The 25,722-nt window shown below is 55.7% G+C and carries 18 protein-coding genes and 1 pseudogene; 16 read left to right on the forward strand and 3 right to left on the reverse strand.

The annotated features are described in order from the left end of the window. Positions 1 to 565: 565 nt before the first annotated feature. Positions 566 to 976, reverse strand: a complete 411-nt coding sequence (gene hepT / locus POTG_RS05285) for a type VII toxin-antitoxin system HepT family RNase toxin (RefSeq protein WP_009223779.1) — start codon at positions 974 to 976, stop codon at positions 566 to 568. Beyond that, the gene (mntA, locus tag POTG_RS05290; RefSeq protein WP_009223780.1) at positions 973 to 1,386 is read right to left on the reverse strand and encodes a type VII toxin-antitoxin system MntA family adenylyltransferase antitoxin; all 414 of its coding nucleotides are present in this window, start codon (positions 1,384 to 1,386) and stop codon (positions 973 to 975) included. Before mntA ends, hepT begins: the two co-directional genes overlap by 4 nt. Before the next feature lie 279 nt (positions 1,387 to 1,665). On the opposite strand from mntA, the gene POTG_RS25240 reads away from it, so the two are divergent. Continuing rightward, positions 1,666 to 1,785 (forward strand): DUF6809 family protein, encoded by a 120-nt coding sequence (locus tag POTG_RS25240; RefSeq protein WP_323079171.1) that lies wholly within the window; start codon positions 1,666 to 1,668, stop codon positions 1,783 to 1,785. A 23-nt stretch (positions 1,786 to 1,808) separates the two neighbouring features. On the opposite strand, the pseudogene POTG_RS05295 reads toward POTG_RS25240, so the two are convergent. Further along, positions 1,809 to 3,106, reverse strand: a pseudogene (locus tag POTG_RS05295) (arsenic transporter). A 430-nt stretch (positions 3,107 to 3,536) separates the two neighbouring features. Here POTG_RS05295 and POTG_RS05300 point away from each other — a divergent pair. The 15 genes from POTG_RS05300 (at position 3,537) to POTG_RS05375 (ending at position 25,683) form a co-directional block, all read left to right on the forward strand. Beyond that, positions 3,537 to 5,213: a TIGR02677 family protein gene (locus POTG_RS05300; protein WP_009223783.1), complete on the forward strand. Its 1,677-nt coding sequence runs from the start codon at positions 3,537 to 3,539 to the stop codon at positions 5,211 to 5,213. Then, entirely contained in the window at positions 5,214 to 6,422 is a 1,209-nt protein-coding gene (locus POTG_RS05305) for a TIGR02678 family protein (RefSeq protein ID WP_009223784.1), read from the forward strand. A 38-nt stretch (positions 6,423 to 6,460) separates the two neighbouring features. After that, positions 6,461 to 10,666, forward strand: a complete 4,206-nt coding sequence (locus tag POTG_RS05310) for a TIGR02680 family protein (RefSeq protein WP_009223785.1) — start codon at positions 6,461 to 6,463, stop codon at positions 10,664 to 10,666. 11 nt (positions 10,667 to 10,677) lie between these two features. Further along, a complete protein-coding gene (locus POTG_RS05315; protein ID WP_164744097.1) occupies positions 10,678 to 12,114 on the forward strand; it encodes a TIGR02679 domain-containing protein in 1,437 nt (478 codons plus the stop codon). 290 nt (positions 12,115 to 12,404) lie between these two features. Then, a complete protein-coding gene (locus POTG_RS05325) occupies positions 12,405 to 14,711 on the forward strand; it encodes an AraC family transcriptional regulator (RefSeq protein WP_009223787.1) in 2,307 nt (768 codons plus the stop codon). 309 nt (positions 14,712 to 15,020) lie between these two features. Next, a complete protein-coding gene (locus POTG_RS05330) occupies positions 15,021 to 16,658 on the forward strand; it encodes an ABC transporter substrate-binding protein (protein WP_009223788.1) in 1,638 nt (545 codons plus the stop codon). Positions 16,659 to 16,672: 14 nt separating this feature from the next. After that, complete coding sequence (locus tag POTG_RS05335) at positions 16,673 to 17,584, forward strand: ABC transporter permease (RefSeq protein WP_009223789.1); 912 nt, start codon at positions 16,673 to 16,675, stop codon at positions 17,582 to 17,584. 29 nt (positions 17,585 to 17,613) lie between these two features. Beyond that, a complete protein-coding gene (locus tag POTG_RS05340; protein WP_009223790.1) occupies positions 17,614 to 18,555 on the forward strand; it encodes a carbohydrate ABC transporter permease in 942 nt (313 codons plus the stop codon). Positions 18,556 to 18,997: 442 nt separating this feature from the next. Then, positions 18,998 to 20,134, forward strand: coding sequence for an ABC transporter substrate-binding protein (locus POTG_RS05345; RefSeq protein ID WP_009223791.1), 1,137 nt, complete (start codon positions 18,998 to 19,000; stop codon positions 20,132 to 20,134). A 95-nt stretch (positions 20,135 to 20,229) separates the two neighbouring features. Then, positions 20,230 to 21,150, forward strand: coding sequence for an ABC transporter permease (locus tag POTG_RS05350; protein ID WP_009223792.1), 921 nt, complete (start codon positions 20,230 to 20,232; stop codon positions 21,148 to 21,150). After that, positions 21,150 to 21,959, forward strand: coding sequence for an ABC transporter permease (locus POTG_RS05355; protein WP_009223793.1), 810 nt, complete (start codon positions 21,150 to 21,152; stop codon positions 21,957 to 21,959). The genes POTG_RS05350 and POTG_RS05355 overlap by 1 nt, the downstream gene beginning before the upstream one ends. Beyond that, entirely contained in the window at positions 21,956 to 22,999 is a 1,044-nt protein-coding gene (locus tag POTG_RS05360) for an ABC transporter ATP-binding protein (protein WP_009223794.1), read from the forward strand. The genes POTG_RS05355 and POTG_RS05360 overlap by 4 nt, the downstream gene beginning before the upstream one ends. Positions 23,000 to 23,004: 5 nt before the next feature. Further along, positions 23,005 to 23,793: a DeoR/GlpR family DNA-binding transcription regulator gene (locus tag POTG_RS05365; protein WP_009223795.1), complete on the forward strand. Its 789-nt coding sequence runs from the start codon at positions 23,005 to 23,007 to the stop codon at positions 23,791 to 23,793. Between the two features lie 16 nt (positions 23,794 to 23,809). Then, positions 23,810 to 24,646, forward strand: coding sequence for an alkaline phosphatase family protein (locus tag POTG_RS05370; RefSeq protein ID WP_009223796.1), 837 nt, complete (start codon positions 23,810 to 23,812; stop codon positions 24,644 to 24,646). A gap of 17 nt (positions 24,647 to 24,663) precedes the next feature. Further along, positions 24,664 to 25,683 carry a PHP domain-containing protein gene (locus POTG_RS05375; protein WP_009223797.1) on the forward strand — a complete coding sequence of 340 codons (1,020 nt, stop codon included), beginning with the start codon at positions 24,664 to 24,666 and terminating at the stop codon, positions 25,681 to 25,683. Positions 25,684 to 25,722 lie beyond the last annotated feature (39 nt).

The following is a 25,722-nucleotide window of genomic DNA, read 5'->3' on the forward strand; positions in this document are numbered from 1 at the left end:
AATTCCTGTAGGTGAGGGGAAAATACCTCCACCTAAGCGTCGCACTCCTTGTGAGTGCGTGGATTGAAATCTTTCCGGTCAGCTAAACTGACCTCAGAGAGATTTGTCGCACTCCTTGTGAGTGCGTGGATTGAAATCTCTTCCGGAGCCTGAACAATCTCTGAGATCGTGGGTCGCACTCCTTGTGAGTGCGTGGATTGAAATGATAAACTTAGGCAGCTCCCGCTCGATCTCTTTCGTCGCACTCCTCGTGAGTGCGTAGATCGAAACAGGAGCCGTACTCCGGATGACCGGATTCACTTGTTACTGATTACTCGGGAGTCAAAGTACAGACTGGTCATGGCATTTGTTTGCTTGTGCTCCGGTTGGGAGCGGCTGTTGGTTGATAATTTACAGGATCATAGTCTCGATGCAATGAATGGTCGCAAGTGTCTTTTTCCAAATAGGAAAAAAACTCCGCAAACGCATTGCGGGTATTGCGTGGATTTGTTGCAAAAGGGCGGCAGAATGGAGTGGGGGGCTGTAGATACTAGCCCCTGGAAAACATAGTTTCTTTCCGGAGGCTTTAAGCACCAAAATCTCTGACTTTTGATGCAAAAAGAACGAAATCTCCGAGGTGGTGATCAAGAATGGCCTGGACGATTTCGATTTGTATACTTCGATAATCGTGTACGGCTATGTTACGAAAACCAACCATGGCCTTCAGATTACGGTTAAGTTCTTTGTCAATCACTCCATTATCTAATAGAAGATCAAAAGCCTCCCGACTGCTCTGAGGGATTCCCCATTTATTTTCTGAGACCAGATGCATGGCTAAATCGATACAAGCTTCACAGGCCCGCTGTAGGTTCAAGATAATGGAATCCTGTTTGGTGTAATTTTCGAGGTTCTCTCGCTTTCCTTCATACTCTTCATGGATCCGTTTCAGGCAACGGTTGATCGTTTCTGTTTTGTTCGCTAGTATATCGCGGTTCAATTGGCTCCCCCTCTCTGGTAATTCTCCATGATTTCTTTGCGCTCGTCGTTAAGCAGGGCATATTCCTTGAGGGCTTGCATAAATGCGGTCTGCCGGACATAAGGCTCGACATCTTGCAATACCTCACCTGTTCCAATGATCTGTGCTTTGAAGACGGGATTCGCCTGGGGAAAATAAATCAGGTCTACCTCACGCCCTACCCGATTGGCTAGTTCAGAAGCAGCCATAAATAGTTCATACGCGGAGTGAGGTGGATCTTCAGAAATATAGGCAATATCTACATCGCTGTCTTGGCGCATCTCCCCCCTTGCTGCTGACCCGAATAATATCACGGTATGCGCATTGAAACGCTCGTTTAAATAATCGATTATGGCGGATATTTGTTGTGGTTCAAGTCTTGGATTAGGCATAAGACACCATCCATTCATTCTGTCAAATTGGAACCTTATCTTGAGCGTATCCAAATGTGCTTGAAAATACAAGTGTTTCGCAGATACGTACCACATGCGGCCACCGATTTTGCTATTCTTTTTTTTTCGATGCCATCCTTTCTGGAATCTCTCTACTACGGTCATCTCATCCCCGAGCAGATGGCCCCCAAAGACCCGCAATACCGCCAACTCAGCAACGCATTATCCGAAGCCAACAATGGCTTGGAGAGAGAAACGATCTGGTGAGGATTTTACCAAATTGAGGCGCTAATCGACTTACAGCAGCAAATTCAAGAGATGGAGATGGCAGCCGCGTTCGCGCAGGGTTTTAGGTTGGGTGTGGGGTTGATGATTGAGGTGCTGTTATTCGTGGAATGAAAAGAGGGGGCAATTTGCCCCTCCTAAAACACCCACAACACCACCCACAACCCCAACAACGTCGCAAACAAAATCGGGATCGTCAGCACGATGTCAACTTTGAAATACGTGCCCCAGGAGATGCGGACGCCCTTCTTGGCGAGGACATGGAGCCAGACGAGAGTGGCGAGTGAGCCGATGGGTGTGATCTTCGGGCCGAGGTCGGTGCCGATGACGTTGGCGTAGATCAGTGACTCGCGGATCGTGCCGGAGGTGGCCGTGTCGGCGATGCCGAGTACGCCGGTCATGACGGCCGGCAGGTTGTTCATGATCGACGATAGGAACGCCGAGATGTAGCCCATAGCCATCGTGGATACGAATAGGCCTTGATCTGCCACCGTTTGGAGGAGCTTGGCCAAGACTTCGGTCAGCCCGGCATTGCCGAGGCCGTACACGACAACGTACATCCCGATCGAGAAGACGACGATGTTCCATGGCGCGCCTTTCATGACGGCCTTCGTATCGACCGCTTGGCTTCGGCGGGCGATGGCCCAGTAGATCAAAGCCACGGTGTCGGCGAGCAAGGATACCGGAAGATGAAGGAACTCGCTCACGAGGTAGCCGATCAACAGGACTCCCATCACCACCCAAGATATGCGGAACAGGCGCTGGTCTTTGATGGCCTCAGATGGTGCTTTCAGCTTGGACGGGTCATAGGTGCGAGGAATACCTTTGCGAAAATAAAGCAGCAGCACCGCCACCGTTGCCCCGAGCGAGAACAGGTTTGGAACAATCATCCGAGCGGCATATTGCGCGAAGCCAATTCCGAAATAATCCGCTACACGAGGTTCACCAGGTTGCTGACAACCAGCGGTAAAGAGGTAGTGTCCGCGATAAACCCGCTCGCCATAATGAACGGGAAGATCATTTTCTCCTCAAAACTCAAATGGCGAACCATCGCCAGCACAATCGGCGTGAGGATTAAGGCTGCCCCATCATTGGCAAAAAACGCCGAGACCACCGCCTCCAGCAAGCTGACGTAAATGAACATGCGGATGCCGCTGTTTTTTGCAGCCCGGGCCATGTGCAGCGCTGCCCATTCGAACAAGCCGATCTCATCCAAGATCAGCGAAATGATGATGATTGCGATAAACGTTAGAGTGGCGTTCCACGTGATCTGCACGACTTCCCCCACATCGCCAAAGCCGACGACGCCGGCAAGCAGCGCCAACACCGCACCGCCGCACGCGGACCACCCGATATTCAGCCCCTTCGGCTGCCAAATCACAAAGGTTAAAGTCATTCCAAAAATAAGTGCTGCCGCAATGATGTCAAATCCCATCGGTTTCTCATCTTCCCCCAAAAATCTCTCTCTGTAAACAAGCCGTTTATCATTGTCTCACTGCTTTCCTTTTTTGTACATAGGGTGGAGGGGACTAGCGTCCCAATTCGGAGGATTTCTGATGTCAAATCAAATGAAATTTGGGATCGGCTTGAAGAGCCGGCGGCTGTTTTCTTTTGCTATAGAAGCCCCATTCGATCGAAGACGGAGCATCATTCCCAGCCAAGCCAGGACTAGCCGATGGTTGCTGGCTCTGTTTTACTTGTTATACATCGCATTTCCAAGGTACCGTTTTTTTGTGGTTTCAGTTTGTCCCCGATCCATCAACGACAAGTAATAACATCGTATGACTTCCCCCCTCTCGGCTTGTCACAAGGTGGCGGGTATTTTAAGATGAAAGTAGTTTTCTGAAAGGAACGGGGGGGCGAGAATGGAGTCTCATTTGCCGGGGTTGCCGGTGCAATCGTTGCGCGGGATACCCGAGTTGAAGTATGTCAATGCTGACAACGTGGTTCGCTACCGGGCGATCATGCGTTTTTTCTATCAGGAGTATAAAAGACTGCGGTATTGGCTGAAGCCGGAAGACGTCTTTGAAGCGGTCAAGGCTTGGAACGTGTGGCCGGATTATACACTTGAACTGTGCCAAGGCGACCTGGATCAATTGGTGGAGTGGCAAAACCTGACTGCCCGTCACGACGGTGGACGCTCCTCCACGCTGGAAGAGTATCTCAAAAAGAAGATGCAGTATTTGCTCCGCCCGTATTCCATCGAAATCGAACGGCTGCTGGAGACGCTGGAGAAGGTAACGGGGTATGGCGGTTCGCTGGAAGCTTCCTTATTCGACACGATTGCGGATAAACTGTTTGACATTCGTAGCCAGGTCGGAGAACTGGAGCCGGACGCGGCGCTGGAGCTGTGGAACGTCTTGTACCGTTCGTTTGTTAACCTCCATGAAAATGCGGCGGACTATATCGCTAGCCTGCATACGGCTCGGGCGGAAGAGATGATGGTGACGGAAGCTTTCTTGATCTTTAAGGAAAAGTTGACCGATTACCTGCAAAATTTCGTACAGGCGCTACAGCGGAGCGCTTATAAAATCGAAGGTAATTTGCAGCGAATTAACGATTCGGTACGGGATCTGTTTTTAGAGCAGGTCGTGGAAGGTGAGCTCCGAAAGCCGCGGCTGGAGGACGAACCGGATCGGGAGGAACTGCTGGAAGAACTTCGTCAAGGCTGGACGAATATCCGGCGCTGGTTTGTGGGCGAGGGGGCTGCGCCCAGCGAGCTCACCTTGCTGGAGCGGGCGACGAAGGATGCGATTGCCCGTATTGTACGCAGCGCGATTCGTATTCAGGAACGGAAGCGTTCGGGACTAAGCCGCAAAAAGGAGCTAGAGCACTTGGCCCGCTGGTTTGCTTCGATCGAAACGGTCGAGGAGGCGCACAGGTTGTCCGCATACGCTTTCGGATTGTTCCCGACGAGGCACTTGCAGGGCGAGGATCTGCGCGACTCGGACCGGGCGGACATGTCGTCCTGGGAGGAGCGGCCGATGGTGCGCATGCTGCGTTCGCGCAGCCGCAAGCGCGGAGAGCGTCAGCCGGCGGACGCGGTGCGTGACAACGAGCGGCGGAAGCAGCGGGAGCGGGAAGCGTTCAAACTGCGGCAGGCAGAGGAATGGCGGATGATCGCGGCGTTACTAGATCGGAGCTCCGTCAAAGTGTCGGAGCTCGGGCCGGTGACGGCCAAGGAGCGGCTACGGTTGCTGCAGTGGATCGGCCGGTGCATGACGACAGGAAATGGCCACTCGTTTGTTACGCCGGAAGGCGTGTTGATTCGGATGAGCAATCCGCGTACGGCGGAGCGGACAATCTTGCACGCGGAAGACGGCGAGTTGGAAATGGCAAACTACGAGCTGCATTTTAGGCTGACGGAAGCGGCGAATGGCTTGGCCGTGGGAACAGCCGCAAAGCAGGGGGCAAACGGGGCCGATATTGCCGCTGCGGAAGCGGCTGCGGCGGCCGATACGGCAGAAGTCGAGGGAGAAGCCGGATCAAGATTTGAATCGGAGGTCCGATCCGAAAACGAGGCGGAAAGGCAGGGGCGGTAGATGGCTGGAGGTGCGCTCAAAAGACTAAGCAAACGGGGAATAAACGCCGAGCAGGCGGCCGAACGAAAGCGCGCGTGCATGCACGCGCTCTTGAACCGTCCGTGGGTTGCAAAGGAGGAAGACCCGGACTTGTATTTTGCCATCCGGGACCATTACGAGGAGCTGCGCGACTGGTTTATGGATAAGGCAGGTTTTCCGCTGATTATGACCCGGACAATCGCCAAGCTGGACAAGACGCCTGTGAAGGCGCACCCGTGGATGGGTTTTCCTGAGTTTCGCGAAAAGCGGGACTACGTTTTTTTTACCTATGGACTGTGGTATTTGGAAGGAAAAACGGAGTTGGACCAGTTCCTGCTCACCGACATCGTGGAGGAAATCCGCGAGCAGATGCTGAGCGCGGGGCTGGAGGCCGACTGGCGGAATTACTATGACCGCTTGTCGATGGCCAGAGCGCTGAAGAAGCTGCGGGCGCTTGGCGTGCTGCACAGCGTCGACGGCGATGAGGGCCAGTGGGCGCAGGACGCGGAGCGCAATGCATTGTACGAGTGTTCGCCTTTGGCCCGATATGTGCTTCGGCGCTTTCCGCGCGATTTGACGGGCTGCTCGCGGCTGGAGGAGTTGGAAGACCCCATTCCGTACGCCGACACACAGGACGGGCAGTCGATGCGGCGGCGGCACCGGATATACCGCCGGCTGCTATTGGAGCCGGCGGTGGTGGACAGGCACTGGGATGAGGAAGATTTGAATTATGTGCTGTGGCAGCGGCGGGCGATCATCGATCAACTGGAAAATATGCTCGGCTGGACCGGGCGGCGTTACCGGGAAGGGCTGTGGTTTTTCCATCCCGAGCTGACCGGCGAGAGCGAGCTGTTTCCGACGATGTCGGCCGCTTCGGATTTGGCGCTGCTGCTTGCGAGCGAAATCCGCAAGGAACTGGCGGAGGGAGGCGTATTGTACGTGGAGGACAACGGCACGGTCCGGTTGACCAAGGCGGATATCGAGACGCTTCTGTACAGGCTACAGCTTAAACATAAAGAGTTTTGGAGCAAGGATCTTCGGGAAGCTGCCTCCCAGGAACTGGCGGAACTGTGTATGAACCATTTAGCCGAATGGGGGCTGGGAGAGTGGGAGGGCGAGACTTCGTTCCTGATCTCGCCCGTACTGGCTAGATGGAGTTCGGAATATGCAAATAACGATTTTGATACTTAGGTGTGATGGATCAACATCCAAACGGGAGGATTTAACTGATGGAACAGCAAATGGTGGAGCAGGAAAGCGGTCTGAGAGCGGACGGGGCTTCCGGTCAAGGCGGCCGAGCGGCCGCAAGGTGGCAGATGCATCGCGTCGGGATTTTGAATTTCTGGTATTACGATGAAGAGGAATTTCAACTCGAGGAAGGCCGGCTGATCTTGCGCGGCGCCAACGGGTCGGGCAAGTCGGTTACAATGCAAAGCTTCCTGCCGCTCGTGCTGGATGGCGACAAGCGGGCGCACCGGCTTGACCCGTTCGGTTCGCGGGACCGCCGCATCGAGTATTATTTGCTTGGCGAGGAGGACGGCGGTAAGACGGATACGACGGGCTACTTATGGATGGAATTCAAGCATGGTGCGACCGGAGCGTACAGAACGGTAGGCATCGGGCTGCGGGCGAGAAGAAACGCGGCCCAGGTGCAGTTCTGGGGGTTTTTGCTGGAGGATGGGCGGCGCATCGGGCGTGACTTCTGGCTTTACGACCGTAATGGATGGCTGGAGGACGGCGTACGCATTCCTCTCGACCGCAAGGAACTGGAAGCGAAGGTGGGAACGGGCGGCCAGGTCGTTTTGGATCAGAAATCGTATCAGGATATGGTGAACAAGCATATTTTCGGGTTCGCGGATACGGATGCTTATCAGGACTTGCTCCAACTCATGATTCAGTTGCGGAGTCCAAAGCTGTCCAAGGACTTCAAGCCTTCGGCGATCTATGAGATTCTCCATCAGGCGCTGCCGCCGTTGATGGAGGAGGAGCTGCGGCCGTTGTCAGAGGTGCTGGAGGACATGGACCAAATGACCGACCGGCTGGACGAACTGAAGCGGCATCGCGCCGAGATGGTGAAGCTGCAGGAGCGGTACGATTTTTACAACAAGCATGTGTTGTATACGAAATCTGAGGACATGTTGGAGGCCAAAGCTGCTTATGATGAAGTCGCTGCCAGAGTAAGAAGGTCCGAAGAGACGCTGGCGCAAGCGGAGGCGGAAAAGGCGGGGGCTGTGACAGAGCGCAGCGGCATCCAGAACCGGTTGCAGGAGATTGCCGTCGAGCGCGAATTGTTGGAGAAGCATGAAGCTATCGGCAAGCAACGGGAGTATGAGGCGGCCGCGGCGGCTTTGGCGGACACGGAAAAGCAGTTGGAACGCGCAAAGGAAAAAGCGGGCAAGGCCCGCATAAAGCAAGAGCAACTTGAGCGCGGGCTGCAGGAGGCCGAAGCCAAGCGGGACACCGCCGAACGGGAGCAACGGGAACTCCTGAACGAGTTGGAGGCGATTGCGGGCGACATGGAGTTTGCCGGGCATGTCGTATATCACCGGTATTGGACAGCGAACGTGCCGGTGGATGATCTGTGGAAAGAGGCGTGGCGAAAAGATCTGCGCACGCATCGCGATGCTGTGGAACGGGGCCTGGCCAAGGCGGCGGAGGAAAAAATGGCGGCTGCGCTGGTCAAGGAAAGCGAAATCGAGTTGGGTGAAGCGAGCCGAGCGCGGGATGAGGCGGAGCGCGAGCGCGGCGAGCGGGATAAGCGGTTTGCTGACAGCAAGGAGGCGTTTAAGGACGAGATTGTCGCCTGGCAAAGCGGGCTACGGCAACTGCCTTTTAATGAGGAGGCGCTGCGCGAGACGTTTGGGGCGCTACGCGAGTACGGACTGGAGCAGACCTCGCTGGAGCCGGTGCGGGGGCCGCTGCTGGACCGGTACGAAGCGGCCCGGGATCGTTTGGTGGCCCGCCGGCTCGATATGGAGAAGCAGCGGAGGGATTTGTTGGCGGAGCGCTCGAGCTTGCAGGAAGAGAAGCGCGGCTGGGAGCAAAGTCGGGAGCCGGAACCCGGGCGCAGCACAGCACGTGCGAAATTCCGCGAAGCTAATGCAGAGCGAGGCGGGGCGCCGCTCTTCGCTGCGTGCGATTTCCGGCCGCACGTAGGCGATGACACCAAGGCGCGGATCGAGGAAGCGCTGGAGCGTTCGGGGTTGCTTGATGCCTGGCTGTCCCCGGACGGCCGGGTGCAGGAGTGTGGCAATGACGATGAAGAAGCCTGGATCGTACCTCGTCCGCAGGAATTCGGCTATACGCTGGCGGACATGTTGGTTGCCGATCCACCAGAGGGAAGCGGGCTCACGGCCGCGGCGATCGATGCGGTACTGCGCAGCTTTTTGTGGGACGAGGAAGGCGGCCTACTGGATGACGGCGACTGGAGCGGCATGATCGCAGCCGACGGCTCTTACCGGCTTGGCCCGCTCGCCGGGAAGGCGGCGGTGAAGGAGCGGGCGGAGTATATCGGCAAGGAGACGCGCCGCCGTACCCGCATGATGGAAATTGCCCGGCTGGGCGAGGCGATCGCCAGATTGGACGCCGTGCTGCGAGAGCTGGACGAACGGCTTGCCGGTCAGGAGGCAGCGGAAAGGCAGTTGGCGGTAGAGCGTGAGCTTTTTCCCGGCGGGGCGGACCTGGCTGGAGCCCTGCGCGAACTACAGGCAGCGGATTATCGGCTGCAGGCTGCGGCCCGGCAGGAAGCGCAGGCCAATGAGCGGTTCAAGGCGAAGTCGGCGCAGTGGCGCGAACTGCAGCGAGAGTTGGTAGAGCTGACCGCGAACTGGACCCGGTTGAAACGCGAGCCGGATCTTGCGGCGGCGGTTAACGCCTTGCGCGATTATGAAGCGTCGCTTTCGGACCTGCATTCCGCCTGGCGGCAGTACAGGGACGCTCACGCGTCTTGGGAGCGGTTCAAGGATGAGTTGGACGCTTTGATCCTGGAACTGGAGGATGAAGAAGCACTGGCGGAAGAGCTCGGCGAGCGGCAGCGGGATCAGCGCGCTCAGGTGGATACGTTGCGGAGGCTGATCGAGGAGTTAGGGTTGGCCGATGTTGCGCGGAGGCTGGAGGAACTGAAGCGCGAGCAATCTGCGTTACTTGTCCGCGTCAAAGAACAGGAGCGGCTGCTCGATGCGGCCAAAGACAAGGCATCCCGGGCGGAAGCACAGCTGGTGCTGCTGCGGGAGCAGGCAGAAGTGCTGCACGTCGAGTTGGAACGAACGCTGGAGCAACTGCTAGCAGAGCTGCGCCAAGGTCTGGTTGACGAGTGGCGGAGCGTAGCGACTGAGGCGGATACAGCGAACGCGGCGAACTCGGGCGCAGCCACAACTCGGGCAGTTTTCCTGCAGGCCTCTGCCAAAGAAATTCTGCGGCAATACGAACCCTTGTTTACCGGGCGTAATGCCGAAAACATCGTTAACCGTTTGTTGGAGCAGTTTAATGCCGCGCGCATGCTGCTGACGGAGTATGTGCTGGAGACGGTTGCGGATGAAACAACCGGACGTTTGTTGCTGCTTTCCATGCGTAACCCCCGCCAGCCGCTGCCGCCGCAGGCGTTGCTGGAAGAACTCGAACAGCAGGAAGCGGAGCAAAGCGCTTTGTTAAGTGAGAAAGACCGCGAACTGTATGAGGAAATCATTCTCCGCAGTGTTGGCAAAGCGATCCGGCAGCGAATTCACCGTGCGGAGCAATGGGTGCGGGAAATGAACAAGCTAATGGAGGAGCGAGACACATCAAGCGGTCTTCGCTTGAAGCTTGAGTGGCAACCTAAAGTCGCGGCGGGGGAACAGCAACTCGATGTCTCCGACCTGGTCGAACTGTTGAAGCGGGATTCTCATAGGCTGCGCGAGGACGAAATCGACGCGATGATCGAGCATTTTCGTGGGCAAATCGTCAGCGCAAAACAGGCAGCCCAGGAGGAGCAGGAATCGCTGCGTCAACATCTCTACCAAGTGCTAGATTATCGCAACTGGTTCCAGTTTGAACTGAAATACAAAAAAGGTGAGCAGATTGGTTACCGTCCGCTCACCGATGCGCGCTTCAACGTGCTGAGCGGGGGCGAAAAGGCAATGGCCATGTATATTCCGCTGTTCGCCGCCACATGGTCGCGGTATTCCGACGCGAGAACCGACGCGCCGCGGCTTATTTCTCTTGACGAAGCGTTCGCGGGCGTGGATGAGGAGAACATGCGGGATATGTTCAAGCTGCTGACGGATATGGGCTTTGACTATATGATGACCTCCCAGGTGCTGTGGGGTTGCTACGATACGGTTCCAAAGCTGGCGATTTATGAGATTTACCGGCCGAAGGACGTCGATTTCGTTACCTTGTTCCGCTACCGTTGGAATGGCAAAATCAAGGAATATATAGAAAGCGGTGCAGAAGAATGAGCGGCGGGCGGATGAACGATCGTTCAGATCAGGCGGCCAAAGCCCGGGACTATTTTTCTCGTCCCGGGTTCAAGAGAATGCTCGAAGCCGTCTGGAAGCGATACGCCAGTCTGGAGAAGGCGGGCGGGCACGCCGTCATCAGTAGATCTACTGCAGCGGAATGCGAGGCGATCAATACCTTTTTTGGCTGGTACAAAAAACCGGGGGACGATATCCGAGTACCACTTGCGGATTTTGAACAGGAATTGCTGGAATCGGCATTTACCTTCACGATTACCGAACTTCATGAAGTCCTGACCGGCGAGCCGCTGCGAACCAAATCGGATCGGGAATTGCTGGCGATGCAGGAGTGGGGGAGGTTGTTTGAGACCCTGGAAGCCCAGTTTGCGGAGCAAGGAACGCCACTCCAGCCGGCTGTGGCGGAATGGTTAAGTGGTTTGCGCCACGGCCGTGCAGCCGGTTACCGCACCTTGCGTGAGCTGTGGCGCGCTGCTCCCGAGACGGCGCAAAGAGAGCTGGCGAGTGCCACATGCGCGTGGAACCTGCTGCTTGCGGGGGATGCAACAGCAGGTTTGGGCGAGAACGGTAGCCCACCATCAGCTGTCCGCCTACCGGTGCTGGCCGCGCAAACTACCGGCGATCCGCATGCGCTGGACCGGAACGTCCCGGCAGGGCGGCTGCTGTTCCAGGCCTTACGCTCCAAGGAGCTTGGGAAGCAGTTTGCCGAAACGGATCAAACTGACCCATCAGATCCCGAGGCGATACCCGGCTTGTCATCCGGAGTGGATACCTTGGAGGCGCGGGAGATTTACCGCAGCGCGGGAATTTTTGATGACGACATATCTTCTCTCGTTCATATTTATTGCCCTTGGGACGGCGGTAACGGGCCATATGTTTTATCGTTAAGGCAAGTTGAGATAACCAGCGTGCTTTCTCCGATCACCGATTTTTATGTGGTAGAGAATCCAGCGGTATTTTCCACTTTGGTTGATTTGAATGAAGCCAATGAATCCGCCTATACTGCGGGACCGATGCTAGTTTGCACCAGTGGACCGGCAAGCGCAGCGGCATTGCGCCTGATCGATCGTTATTTGGAGGAAAACCTGGTTTCCGGCCACCTATATTACTCTGGTGATTTTGATGTTAAAGGGATTTCGATCGGAAATGTTCTGGCTTCCCGTTATGGGGACCGATTTACCGCCTGGCGTTTTAACCGGGAAAGTTACATGGAGGGGTGTGCCTTGGCGCTTCCCAATGGCGTAACCTTATCAACAGAAGAGCGGCTTCGTTTGGCTAAGATGCAGGCCATTTGGGATAACTCGCTGTGCAACACGATGCGCGATGTAGGACGTAAGCTATTTCAAGAGCAAATAATCGTAAATTTGATCAATGATTGGCGAAAAGCGGTCATAGGAGGGGAGATCGGCGGCCGTTTGCATTCCAAATGAAGTGCGCAATATCATGCAACGGATGTACAGAATTAAGCTGGACATTTATGAGCGATATGACGTTAAAGTGAAAGCTGTAAATGTATTCTTCTTAAGACCGGTGCTGTGGTTCTGTCTAGGAGCTGCCTCGTGCTGGTCTTATTTTTGTTTTCTGTTCTTTATTCCCATTTCTCGCGCCAACCCTGCATTCCTGTCCATATCGAGCACAAAGGACGTTCTCATTTCGGCACCGATCCCGTATGCTTAAAGTAACTTTGGTGTGGACAAGGACGGAAAGGAAGGTGATCTGCTTGGGGAAGAACAAGATCAATCTGCTGACCAAGCTGTTGATTTCCTATTGGCTTGTGCTGCTGTTTCCGGTGCTGATCATTTTGTTCTATTATTATCCGCAGTCGGCGACGGCGGTGAGAGCGAAGGAAATGGATTGGAACGCTCATATCACGGAGCAGTTCATGACGTCGATGGACACGTTCACGCGATATGTGTACAATCTGCCGTTCGAGCTGGCGCAGAATCGGGAGTTCCGGCTGTACCAGGCGGAGGAGAGCGATTACCAGCGAGTGCTAATTGCGAATGAAATGAAAAAATACAACGCCACCGATGCCTTCATTTACAACACCCTGCTCTATGTGCGAAACATCGGCATGTTATTCTCCAAAACTGGAAGCGCATACAGTTTGGAGGATATGGCCACTCCCGGGATCGGCTTCACCTATGAGGATTGGCAACCCGCCTATATGAAGGAGACGTTGAACACGTTGGACGCGCCTCTCGTCCGGCCGGTGGAGGAGATCGTCATTCCCGGCAACAACCGGGTGCGGATGCTGACCTTTCTGCAGCCGTTGCCGGTCGGCGGGTCCCATTCCCCCGGCGTGGTGATGATCCTGGTTCGGGAGGATACGATTCTACGCATGATGCGATCGGTGTCCGAGCACTATCTCGGAGACTTTTTTATCCTCGACGGGCAGGGCCAGCCGTTGGTCGCTTCAAACGGTTCGCTGTACCGGAGCTCGGACGATCTGCCGAGTCTGGTGGAGCGAATGGAGCGGGAGAACGGCGGCGATCCCGTCTCCGGCATCCACCAAATCAACGGCACAACGTATATCGTCTCCTATGCGGTTTCGGACAAAAACGGCTGGAAATACGTCAGCCTGCTTCCGCTAACGGAATCGCTGCAGGATTTGCGCGCGATCCAGTTGAAAACCGCGCTGCTGGTCGGCTTCATCCTCCTGCTGGAGGTTATCGTGATTTACGTCTCGATCCGCAACAATTACCACCCGATCAAACGGCTGGTGGAGTTTGCCACCGGCTTGTTCGAGCCGCAGGAGCAAAAGCCGATGAACGAGCTCGAGACGCTCCGCTATACGCTTAGCGGCTTATCCGCCGCCAACAGCCGGCTGGACGAGGAAGTGAAGGGGACGCTTCCCTTGATGCGGGACAACCTGCTGCTCGAGCTGGTGAACGGACACTTCCTCGCTTGGGAGCCGTTCGCGAAGGAGGCGGCAAAGGTTGGGATCGGCCTGGACGGGCCGCTCCTTACGGTGGCCGTTATTTCCTGCGAAGCCGGGACGGAAGCGGCGGAGCGGATTTGGGGCGCTTGCCGAAGCGAAGAAGAGCGGTTTCCCGCAGGCGTGAAGGGGTATTTTTTCAAAAGCATCTATCACCACGAAATCGTGCTGGTCTGCGCCCATGGCGCGAATTTTGCACTCAAAGCGCATTTGGCGCGGCTGCAAGAGGAACTTCAGCGGCAGGCGGACGAAGTTGAAGATGATGGCGCCGGAGGAGGCCGGGCCATTATCGGCATCGGTCGTCCTGGCGAAGGGCGGAATCCCCAGGCCGCGCATGTTTCCTATTTGCAAGCGCAGCGCACAGCGGAGCAACTGAGGCTTCGCGGCGACAGCGCCTTGCTATGCTACGACGAGTTCGAAACGCCGTCAGCCGGGACGGTATCCTATTTCGCCGAGCTGCTGCAATCCCTGGAGCTGGCTATTCTGAAAAACGAAGCTGCCCAGGTGGAATCCCTGATTGAACGGCTCGCCGGTTACCTTAGCGGCAACGGGATGTCGCCGCACATGCTGCGCAGCGTGTACTTGAACACGGCAAGCGTGATCTTCAACGGGCTTCAGCGGTTCCGTCAGGACGACCAGAGTCTGCTGCGCCTGACCGACGCCGCGTTTGGGCCCCGCTACACGCTGGAGCAAATGGCCGGAATCTTGCGGGAGAGCGGGGACAAGCTGTGCGAGATGATCCGTGAGACGGTGCCCCAAAGCCGTATGGCTTCCCGGGAGGAATTGCTCGCAGCACTTGAAGAGATGGGCACGGACCCGAATTGTTCCCTGCAGCTAATGGCTGACTATTTCAGCATGTCGGCGTCTAACTTCAGCCATTATTTCAAGAAAACGGTAGGCCAGAACTTCAAGGAGACGCTCGACCGGCTGCGCATCCGGCAAGCTGCACGTTTATTACGGGAAAGCGAAGAGACCCTGGAGGCAATTGCTGCCCAGTGCGGATATACCAACCTCTCCAGCTTTATCCGCTCCTTCAAGAAGATTCTGGGCACCACCCCTGGCCAATATCGGCAAACCTACAAAGGCTAAGCATTCGTATCTATTTCTTTTTGAACTGGAGCCAGATCGGCGTTTTTTGAATATTTACAAAATTTGAATCGGGTTGAAAAGCCCGGTCCCGCAGTCTGGCTGATGATCCTAAAGTAATCGCTTTCAAAAAATGAAAATTGGTCCAAAACCGCCCGTTTACGCAGCTTGGCATTGCCCGTTAAAGTCTATGGTGCCTGGATTGGCCAGGCAAGGCAAAGACGGCGGCAGCCATCGTAGACGGAATCCGCGAAGAAATGTGAACGCTTTCGTACACGGCCGCCGCTCAAATCTAATTTGGGGGGAAAGGGAATGCGAAAAAAAGTAACCGTTTTCATGTCATCCGTGTTGGTCGTGGTGATGCTGCTGGCCGGATGCGGCTCGGGAGGAGGCAATGCTGGCAATACCTCGAGTACGCCGGATGGCGCAGCCGGTACGCCCGGGAACACCACCGGGGAGAAGGTGAAGCTGACGGCGATCATGACAAAGCACCCATTAACCAAGCCGCTCGCCGAAATGGAGTGGCTGCAACAGGTGGAGGACAAGGCCGGCGTGGACATTGAATGGCAGGAGATCACGGCGGATTGGGGGCAGAAGAAAGGAACGATGCTGGCGAGCGGGGATATCCCAGATCTGTTCATCGGGCCGAACGTAATCACCGACGCGGATTTCGCTCAGTTCCAGGGGTTGTTCCAAGACCTGTCCACGATGCTGGATCAGGCCCCGAACGTGCAGGCCATGTTCGAGGCCAAGCCGGAGACCCGGCTGATCGCTACTCAACCCGACGGCAAAATCTACGGTTTGCCGAAGTATCAGCGGTTTTGGCCGGCCGCGTCCACCAGACAATACATCAACCAGAAGTGGCTGGATCATCTGGGGCTTCAGATGCCGACGAACTGGGATGAGCTGTATGACGTGCTTGTGGCGTTCAAGGAGAAGGACGCGAACGGAAACGGCGACCCGAACGACGAAATCCCGATGGATTGGCCGGGTGGGATCGGCGGCTACTTCAACCCGGCCGTACTGCTTGGCAGCACGGGGATGACCTTGTCCGACGGGAACGCGGAAGGCTACTTCGTCGAGGACGGTCAGGTGAAGAATTACCTGATCGATGACCGGTATAAACAGATGGTTGCCTTCCTGAGCAAGCTGTACAAGGCCGGGTTAATCAACCGGGAAGTGTTCACTCACGATTACACGAAATACCAATCCGTCGCCCGCGGGGAAGGAGATACGGCCAAGGTCGGCTTTACCTGGGGCTGGGTGGCGTCGGACCGGTTCGGTGAGCAACTCGCTCCGCAATACACGTCCATGGCCCCGCTGAAAGTATCGGCCGCGGACACCGTAAAGCCCTCCTGGATGTACGATTACTACAACCTGAACTACGGCGTGAACCACATCGTCATGTCGGCCAAAGCGAAAAACAAGGAAGCCGCCATGCGCTTCATCAACGAGCTGTACGACCCCAAGGTCGGCATCCAGGTGTTGTTCGGCTCGATCGGCCCGAATATCCAGGACAACGGGGATGGTTCGTATAGCGTACTGCCGCCGGCCGATGCCAAGATGGACCCGGGTACGTGGAAATGGACGTCGACCATGGCGGACAACGGCGCTTTTTATATCTCGGACGATATGAAGCTGACCCTTGGCAAAGATATGCAAGAGGTGCTTGGCCAATCGGAACCGCTCAAGGAAGCGCTGCAGGTGGACCAGGAGAACGATATTTTCCCGGCGATGTTTATCAAATACTCTACGATGGACAACAACACGTTAAGCCTCAATAATACCAACATCATGAACCTCGCCAACGCTAATTTTGCCAAGTGGGTCACCAAAGGCGGCGTCGAGGCGGAATGGGACGCGTACGTGAAGGAAGCCCAGAAGGCCGGGATCACGCAGAATCTGGAGATCATGCAGAAATACTACGAGGAATACAAGAGCAAAAAGTAAGGGGGCCGAGTTGCATGCAGGTTCGCAAAGGGCTGCAGGCCCTCGTACGCGATTATCAATTATGGATCATGATCCTGCCCGCGATCGCCGTTATCCTCATCTTTAACTATATCCCGATGTACGGAATCCAGCTCGCTTTCCGCGACTACGATTTCAGCAAAGGGCTGACCGGGGGCGAGTGGCGGGGACTGGCCTACTTTCAGCAGTTTATCGACAGCTATCTGTTCACCGACCTGATGCGGAACACGTTTCTGATTAGCCTGGCGAGCATCGTGCTCGGCTTCCCGGCTCCAATCGTACTGGCGCTCATTTTGAACCAGATCCGGCGCAAAAAAATGAAGCAGCTCATGCAAACGACGGTGTATCTGCCGCATTTTATCTCGGTGATCGTGCTGGTCGGCATGCTGAATGTGCTGCTGTCCCCCGAAACCGGGGTGGTCGGCTATATGTTCAAATATCTGGGGCTCGGACATATTAATCTGCTGGCATCCACCGAGACTTTCATCCCGGTTTATGTGCTTTCGGACATTTGGCAGCACTGCGGCTGGAACAGTATCATTTACCTGGCTGCCTTGTCTACGGTCGATCCCCAGCTCTACGACGCGGCCAAAATCGACGGCGCCACCCGGTGGCAGACAGTTCGCTTTGTTGACTTGCCGGCGCTCGTGCCAACGATCATCATTTTATTCATTCTCAGCATGGGGAACATTCTCAGCACCGGATTTGAGAAGATTTTCCTGATGCAAAACGCGCTCAACCTCCCAGTTTCAGAAGTCATTGCCACCTACGTGTACAAAATCGGGATCGTGTCCAACCAGTTCAGCCTAGCTTCGGCCATCGGCTTGTTCAATACGCTGATTAACTTCGTGTTCCTGTTTGCCATGAACGCGATTTCGAAACGGGCCTCCCATAACAGCCTGTTCTAAAATCGGAAGGAAAGGAGGAGACGACAGGCATGGGCCAAATCGAAACGCAAATCGGGGGCAAGGGGCCTGCGGTGAGAACTGCCGGAGCGCGGTCGGGCGGCGGGGAGTTGGTGTTTAAAATCGTGCTCGGACTGGTCTGTACCGTCATTTTTCTGTTGATTGCTTATCCGCTGTATTTCATCGTCATCGCTTCGTTCAGCGACTCGACGCTCGTCTCGACGGGCAAGGTACTGTTCTTACCGAAAAACGTCAGCTTATTCGGCTACCGCGAGATTTTTCAGGACGGGCGAATTTGGACGGGGTACCGGAACACGCTGTTTTACACCTTTTTCGGCACGCTGGTCAACCTTCTGTTCACGCTGCCGGCAGCTTACGTGCTGTCCCGCAAGGAATTCAAGGCGAGACGGGTGATCATGTTCCTGTTCGTGGTCACGATGTTCTTCAATGGGGGACTGATCCCGACGTACCTGCTGATGAAAGACCTGCATCTGACCAATACGGTCTGGGTATTCATCGTGCCGTTTTGTGTGAACGTGTTCTACCTGATCATCGCGCGCACGTTCTTCGAAACCTCGTTGCCGCAGGAACTGCACGAGGCGGCAGTGATGGACGGGTGCTCGCATTTCACCTTTTTCGTGAAAGTGGCGCTGCCGCTGTCGAAGGCGCTGGTGTCCGTGATCGGCTTGTATTACCTCGTCGGGCATTGGAACGACTTCTTCACCGCGCTGATCTACATCCGGGACAACGACCTTCAGCCGCTGCAAATGGTCCTGCGGGACATCCTGCTGTCCAACCAGGTGTTCGCGAACGGGGCCGGCACGGGCGGCGACGCCGGCGGTTACGCGCAAAGGTATGCCGACCAGATCAAATATGGCGTTATCATCGTGTCCACGCTGCCGATCCTCGTGATTTATCCGTTCATTCAAAAATACTTCGAGAAAGGCGTGATGATCGGTTCGATCAAGGGGTGAGCGGCGGGTTGCCATGAGATTACGATTTGCAAGCCCGGGGGCGGAGGCCTTCCGGGCTTTTTTTGCATGAGCGTGCCGTAAGTAATAAAGGTAAAAAAGGGCCTTATTCGCTCCAAAGATAGAGTTTGGCTTGAAATAGCGGACATTTTTACCCTTATCTTTGAAAAATGGGCGGTGAAGAGGTGAGTTTGACGGGAGTTCAGGAAAATAAGGCCACAAAATTCCCTTATTCAACGCAAAAAGGGACCAAAAGGTGAAATAAGGCCATAAAAGTCTCTTATTTCCGCCTGGGGTGACAATGTGCATGATTATGATGATTTTAATAAACTTCGCCATCTCCATTAATCCGGCGTAAACAGTCAAAACCTATACTCTTCTTGGGTCGAAATCAACAGAAAAACATAGCGAACCCACAATAATCCACAGGGAGTGCATAGAAACCATGAAATTCGGATTAAAGAGGCAGTTAGCGCTGGGTCTGGTTTTATCCTTGTTTGTATTGATGCTGGCCGCTTGTGGTGCAGGGGGCAACGGAGGCAACGGGAGTAACGCAGCTGCAACGGATACAAGCGGGGCGGCGCAGGCGGAAGAGCTCTCGCTGGCCGATCTGGAAGCGAGGGCCAAAGAAGAAGGTTCCGTCGTGAGCGTTGGCATGCCGGACACATGGGCGAACTGGAAAGATACGTGGTCGGATCTGAAAACGAAGTATTCGTTGGATCACACGGATACGGATATGTCGAGCGCCGAAGAGATCGCCAAATTCGAAGCGGAGAAGGATAAGCCGACCGCGGACATCGGTGACGTCGGTATCGCATTTGGTCCGGTTGCGGTGGATAAGGGCGTAACTCAACCGTACAAAACCTCGTACTGGGACGAAATCCCGGATTGGGCCAAGGACAAGGACGGCCACTGGGTCGTAGGTTACCAAGGTTCCATCGCATTCTTCACGAACACGGACCTGGTCAAAAATCCGCCGCAAAGCTGGGAAGACCTGAAGAACGACGACTACAAAATCATCGTTGGCGATGTGACCAAAGCTGCGCAAGCGCAAATGGCCGTGCTGGCGGCCGCCATCGCCTACGGCGGGGACGAGACAAACATCGAGCCGGGGATTGCTTACTTCGAAGACTTGGCGAAAAAAGGCCGCTTGTCCAGTGCGGAAGCTTCGCTGGCCAACATCGAAAAGGGCGAAGTACAAGTGACCCTGTTCTGGGACTTCAATGCCCTGAACTACCGCGATCAACTGGGCGGCGCGGACAAGTTTAACGTGGCGATTCCGAAGGAAGGCAGCGTGGTCAGCGGCTACGCCACGATCATCAACAAATACGCGCCGCATCCGAATGCCGCCAAGCTGACGCGGGAATACATCTTGAGCGATGCCGGCCAAATCAACCTAGCGAAGGGCTATGCCCGTCCGATCCGCGATAGCGTGCAGCTTCCGGAAGACGTTGCTGCCAAGCTGCTGCCGGCTGAGGCCTATGCCAATGTGAAACCGGTCAGCGACTACAAGGCCTGGGAAGAAACGGCGAAGAAGCTGCCGCAGCTGTGGCAGGAGCGCGTGCTCGTTCATATGAACTAATCGGGCAAATCACGGGCCCGTGTTCAACCATTTGAAGGGGTGCGTCAAACGTCTTGGACGGGAGGCGCCCCTTTTTTTAACAAGGAGGGTGTGGCGTGAAGCGGAAAAATCGCCGGTATTTGCTTGGGCTCGTTCCTTTCGTCGTCATGGTGGCCCTGTTCCAGCTGGTGCCAATCGTGTCAATGATTACGGGAAGCGTCAGCCTGGAGGACGGCGCCGGAATGACGTTGGGGTATTACACCCGAATTTTTCAAAGCGAGTATTATCTCAAAGCGATTCAGAACAGCTTGCTGATTTCGGTCTTTTCAAGCGTGATCGGGATTGTCGTTGGATTGGCCTGCGCTTACGCGGTGACGCGATTTGCACCGAGGATGCGGGACCGTCTGATCATGGTGTCCAATATGACATCGAATTTCGCCGGCGTACCGCTCGCCTTCGCGTACATTATTCTGCTGGGGAGTAACGGGGTATTTACTTTGCTCTTTAAGCAGTGGGGCTGGGACGTGCTTGCCGGTTTTAACTTATACAGCTGGTCGGGGCTGGTGTTGGTGTATGTCTATTTCCAGGTTCCCCTGGCTTTATTGCTGCTGTACCCTTCGTTTTACGGCATTCGTGAGCAATGGAAAGAGGCGGCATCGCTGCTGGGTGCAAGTCCTTGGCAGTTTTGGAGAACGATCGGGATTCCGGTACTGCTGCCGGCCGTGTTCGGTACGCTGGGGATTTTATTCGCGAATGCCATGGGTGCTTACGCGACTGCTTATGCCCTCGTCGGAAGTAACTTCAACCTGCTCGCCGTACGGATTGGCAACCTGGTTTCCGGTGACGTTGTAACCGAGCCGCAGCTGGGGAATGCGCTGGCAGTAATCCTAGGCCTGTCGACGCTATTGGCGGTGTATCTGAACCACAAGATGACTCAGCGGCTGCACCGGTTCCAACCCGGCTCGGCGGAACAGAAGGTCCGCAATCAGCGAAAATGGACAAAGCTGAAGTCGCCTGCGCTGAAGGAGGAATTGTGATGCAGACTTCAAGCAAAAAAGCAGGCTGGGCCCCGCGCACCCTGATGTCGCTGCTCATGATTTACTTGCTGCTTCCCTTGCTGGCAACGATGATCTACGCGTTTGCGAAAGAGTGGCAAGCAACCCTTCTGCCGGAAAGCTGGACGCTGGAATGGTTTGGTGAGATGTTTCAGGATGCGCGTTTTCTGGATGCGTTATGGAAGTCGCTGTACCTCTGCGCGATCAGCATCGTGCTTAGCCTAGCCGTCATGCTGCCGGCAGTGTTCATTATCACCGTCTATTTGCCCCGGATGGAGAGCTTCATGAAGGGAATTGTCGTGCTTCCTTATGCTGTGCCCGGCGTCGTTGCCGCAGTGGGGCTGATCCGAGCGTATTCCTCCGGCCCGATGAATATTTCGGGGACCGCTTATATTTTGATCGGCGCGTATTTCGTCATCGTCCTGCCTTATATGTATCAGGGTATCCGCAACAGCCTGCTCACCGTATCGGCACCAGAGCTGCTGAATGCCGCGGAGATGCTGGGCGCCGGCCGCATAAAGGCGTTTGTGACCGTGATTTTGCCAAACATCTGGCCGGGGGTGGTGACGTCGACGCTGCTGTCTTTTTCCGTCCTCTTTGGGGAGTTTGTCATGACGAACATGCTGGTGGGCGGTCATATTCAGACGATCCAGGTGTATTTGTCGCGGCGGATGAATGAAAGCGGGCATTTGGCCAGCGCGATTGCGATTTCGTATTTTTTGTTTATTCTGGCGTTGTCCATGGTCTTGATGAAGCTCGGCAAACAAGTAAACAGGGGGATTTCGGAATGAAGCCATATCTGAAGCTGGAAGGGATCCGTAAGCAGTTCGGATCGGCGGCGGTGCTGAATCGTGTGAATTTAGATATCCGCGAAGGGGAGCTGGTTACGCTGCTCGGGCCTTCGGGTTGCGGAAAAAGCACGCTCTTGCGCTGCATCGCCGGCCTGACGGAGATCGACGAAGGGCAGATCTGGCTGGACGATAAGGACATCGTCAACCTGCCTCCCCGCAGTCGGGAGATCGGCATGGTGTTCCAATCGTACGCCTTGTTCCCGAATTTGACGGTCCGCGAAAATATCGAATACGGCATGCGGATGCGCGGCATGGCCAAGGAAGCACGCCGCCAGAGATCCAGCGAACTGCTCGAGCTCATCGATTTGACCGATAAGCGGGACGCTTATCCCGCACAGCTGTCGGGGGGACAGCAGCAGCGCGTAGCGCTCGCCCGTTCCCTGGCCGTCCGTCCGAAGGTGCTGCTGTTGGATGAGCCGCTCAGCGCGCTTGATGCGAAAATTCGCAAAAATCTGCGCACAGAAATCCGCGAGATTCAGAAGCAATTCAACATGACCACGATCTTCGTCACGCACGATCAGGAAGAAGCGTTAACCTTGTCCGACCGGGTCTGCCTGATGAACCAGGGGAATATCATACAGCAAGGGACCCCGGAGGAGTTGTACGCCAAGCCCGCAACGGAGTTCGTTGCGCGGTTCATGGGCAGCTATAACGTGCTGACGCGGGCCGAAGCGTTACGGCTATTCGGCACGGTGCCCGGCGATGCGGAGAGTTACGCCATCCGGCCGGAGGCGCTCTCGCTTATTGGACCGGAGCAAGCGGCTGACCCGGCCCATGCGGGCAAGCCCATCGTGGAGGGCAACGTTCACTCGGCATCGATCCTCGGCAACGTTATTCGTTACGCCATCGATGCCGCCGGCATCCGCCTGACGGTGGATGTGCTGAACGATGGACGCTCTCGGCGGTTCGAGGAGAACCGCCCTGTCACCCTCGTTATGGATCACGCGCAATTGCTGCAGCTAGAGAAGGAAGGGGCTTAGGCAAGTTGTCAATTTCATCTGAGGAGCGCAAGCGCGTCATTATGGAGCAGTTGAAGCAGGAGGGACAGGTGAAGGTCCCGGAGCTGTCGCATCGTTTTACCGTATCGGAGGAGACCGTGCGCCGCGATTTGATCCTGCTGGAGAAAGAAGGTTTGGCTAAAAGAGTCTACGGCGGTGCGGTCCTCCCCAAATTGACCAGCTACGAGCCGCCGTATTTGCAGCGCCAGAAGGACAAGGCGGAGGAGAAGGAGCGGATCGGCCGCGCTGCTGCCGAGCTGATCGAATCCGGGGACACCATCGCCATCGACATCGGGACGACAACGCTGGAGATGGCCAAGGCGATCGCCGGTCGGGAGCGGCTGACGATCCTGACGAACTCGCTGGCGGTGGCGTATCACCTGATGGAGTCGCTGAATGGCGGGAGGTTTTCCGGGAAGATTTTTGTGGTCGGCGGGGAATTAAATCCGGAGCAGCAGTCGTTATCGGGGACAATTGGCGAGCACATTCTGTCGCAATTCCGGGTCGACAAGGCGTTTATCTCCATTGGCGGAATATCCTTGGAGCGGGGGATCAGCGATTATGACGTCGATGAAACGGGCATGTCGCGCCGGATGATCGAGGCGGCATCCCGTACGATTGTGCTGGCTGATGCGTCAAAGCTGGGCAAGGAAGCATTCGTGGAGATCGTGCCGCTGAGCCAAGTACACGCCATTGTCAGCGACGTTGCCGCCCCGAAGGAATGGCTGCAGAAGCTGCGCGGCCATCGCATTCAATGGATCGAGGCCACTAACTGAAGGGAGAGAGAGATGGATGTCATTCGCAAAGGCAGAAGCAGAAGCCAAGAAGCTCGTTGTGGTTGTGCTGGATGGATTAAGATATGATGCGGCCCGCAAGTATCTCGGGTATATGGAGCATCTTGTAGAGCAAGGGGAGGCGGCCTGCTATCAAGTGCAGTCGCAGCTGCCGAGCCTATCGCGCCCGCTCTATGAAGTGCTGCTGACCGGTACGCCGGTGGCCCGAAACGGCATTACGGCGAACCATATCAGCAGGCTAAGCCGGGAGCAAAGCGTGTTTCACCTTGCCATCACCGCGGGATTACGAACGGCTGCCGCCGCGTACCACTGGGTTAGCGAGCTGTACAACCGTGCGCCGTTTAACCCGGTGACCGACCGGCATCAGCATGACGAGAAGCAGCCGATACAGCACGGGATTTTTTATTTCGAGGATCACTATCCGGACAGCCATCTGTTCCTTGATGCGGAGCATTTGCGCACAACGTACGACCCCAACTTCCTGTATATCCATTCGATGAACATCGACGATATGGGGCATAAGCACGGCGGGGAAAGCAAGCAGTATGAGGGCGCCGTCCGGACGGTGGATGGGATTCTGGCTACGCTGGTACCGCTGTGGAGATCGCAAGGGTATGAGATTATCGTCACATCCGATCACGGGATGAACGCGATGGGGCAACACGGCGGCACTCAGCCGGAGGAGCGCAACGTTCCGCTGTATGTGTTTGGTGAGCTGCCGATTCCTTCGCCGAAGCTCCAGGGCGATCAGGGGCTGTCACAGCTCTACTTGGCTCCGCTGATGTGCCATTATCTAGGAATCGAGCCTTCCGAGGCCATGGTGAAATGGGAGTAGACAGGAGGAGTTTGCGGATGAAGGTTGATATGCATTTTCATCTGGAGGAAGGTCCGTATTCCTTGCGCTGGCTTTCGCGTACACTGCAAGGGTTGGCGGCGACCGAGCCGGGGCCGGATCCGGCCTTGGGGCATCATACGATCGAATATGCCGAGGAAATGACAAAGCTGTTGTCCCGGCGGATGGAGAAGGGATGTTATAGCGAAGAGTGGTTGGATCGCTACTTGATCCGGGGACGCGAACGCGGAATTCAGGAGTTTGGCGTCGTTGATCATTTATACCGGTTCCGGGAGTGTCGGCCATATTACGAAAAACACATGCTGCTGGACGACAGCCGGGTTGGCAAGCTGCAACGGGCCTGGTTGGATCAGGTGTGCGTAGCTTCCATCCAGGATTTCGTTGACTTTGTGACGGAAGCGAAGAAGACGCGGCCCGATCTCGCGCTTGGCATCGAGGCGGATTTCTTCCCCGGCGGCGAAGCGGAGTTGGGCGAAATTTTGGCGGGTTATGATTGGGATTACGTGATTGGCTCGGTGCATTTCCTGGAAGGATGGGGGTTCGACAACCCGGAGGTCAAGACAGGCTTCGACGGCCGGGACCCCGTGCAAACGTACGCAGATTATTATGAATTGCTGCGGCAGGCCTGCGTCTCAGGGTTGTTTCACATCATCGCGCACCCGGATAACTTGAAGGTGTTTGGGTTCCGGCCGGCCGATGAGAAGAAGCTGCTGCCGTATTACCGGAGCATCGCCAAGGAAATGGCGCGAAGCGGCGTAGCCACGGAGATCAATACCGGTCTCGCATACCGCTATCCTATTGCGGAGAGTTGCCCAAGCCCATTGTTCCTGTCCGTATTAGCCCATTACGGGGTCCCGTTGACGTTATCCTCGGACGCTCATTTTCCGGACGATATCGGTACGCTGCTTGATACGGCCTTGGCCGATGCGATCGATCAGGGATACAAGGAGATGGCAGTGTTTCGAGACGGGAAGCGGCGGATGGTGCCGATCTTCGCAAATCACACAGCGGCCAAGTAGGGGGCTTGCCAACCTCGCCTGCATAGAACCACGCTTTTC

It is taken from the genome of Paenibacillus sp. oral taxon 786 str. D14 (assembly GCF_000159955.1).
Taxonomy (GTDB): Bacteria; Bacillota; Bacilli; order Paenibacillales; family Paenibacillaceae; genus Fontibacillus; species Fontibacillus phoenicis.

What these genes read in the sequence shown, in the direction of transcription:
- POTG_RS05330 (WP_009223788.1), top strand. Translation starts at nt 15,021, where the DNA reads ATGCGAAAAAAAGTAACCGTTTTCATGTCATCCGTGTTGGTCGTGGTG.
- POTG_RS05375 (WP_009223797.1), top strand. Translation starts at nt 24,664, where the DNA reads ATGAAGGTTGATATGCATTTTCATCTGGAGGAAGGTCCGTATTCCTTG.
- POTG_RS05360 (WP_009223794.1), top strand. Translation starts at nt 21,956, where the DNA reads ATGAAGCCATATCTGAAGCTGGAAGGGATCCGTAAGCAGTTCGGATCG.
- POTG_RS05345 (WP_009223791.1), top strand. Translation starts at nt 18,998, where the DNA reads ATGAAATTCGGATTAAAGAGGCAGTTAGCGCTGGGTCTGGTTTTATCC.
- mntA (WP_009223780.1), bottom strand. Translation starts at nt 1,386, where the DNA reads ATGCCTAATCCAAGACTTGAACCACAACAAATATCCGCCATAATCGAT.
- POTG_RS05340 (WP_009223790.1), top strand. Translation starts at nt 17,614, where the DNA reads ATGGGCCAAATCGAAACGCAAATCGGGGGCAAGGGGCCTGCGGTGAGA.
- POTG_RS05300 (WP_009223783.1), top strand. Translation starts at nt 3,537, where the DNA reads ATGGAGTCTCATTTGCCGGGGTTGCCGGTGCAATCGTTGCGCGGGATA.
- POTG_RS05335 (WP_009223789.1), top strand. Translation starts at nt 16,673, where the DNA reads ATGCAGGTTCGCAAAGGGCTGCAGGCCCTCGTACGCGATTATCAATTA.
- POTG_RS05310 (WP_009223785.1), top strand. Translation starts at nt 6,461, where the DNA reads ATGGAACAGCAAATGGTGGAGCAGGAAAGCGGTCTGAGAGCGGACGGG.
- POTG_RS05355 (WP_009223793.1), top strand. Translation starts at nt 21,150, where the DNA reads ATGCAGACTTCAAGCAAAAAAGCAGGCTGGGCCCCGCGCACCCTGATG.
- POTG_RS05315 (WP_164744097.1), top strand. Translation starts at nt 10,678, where the DNA reads ATGAACGATCGTTCAGATCAGGCGGCCAAAGCCCGGGACTATTTTTCT.
- POTG_RS05370 (WP_009223796.1), top strand. Translation starts at nt 23,810, where the DNA reads ATGTCATTCGCAAAGGCAGAAGCAGAAGCCAAGAAGCTCGTTGTGGTT.
- POTG_RS05305 (WP_009223784.1), top strand. Translation starts at nt 5,214, where the DNA reads ATGGCTGGAGGTGCGCTCAAAAGACTAAGCAAACGGGGAATAAACGCC.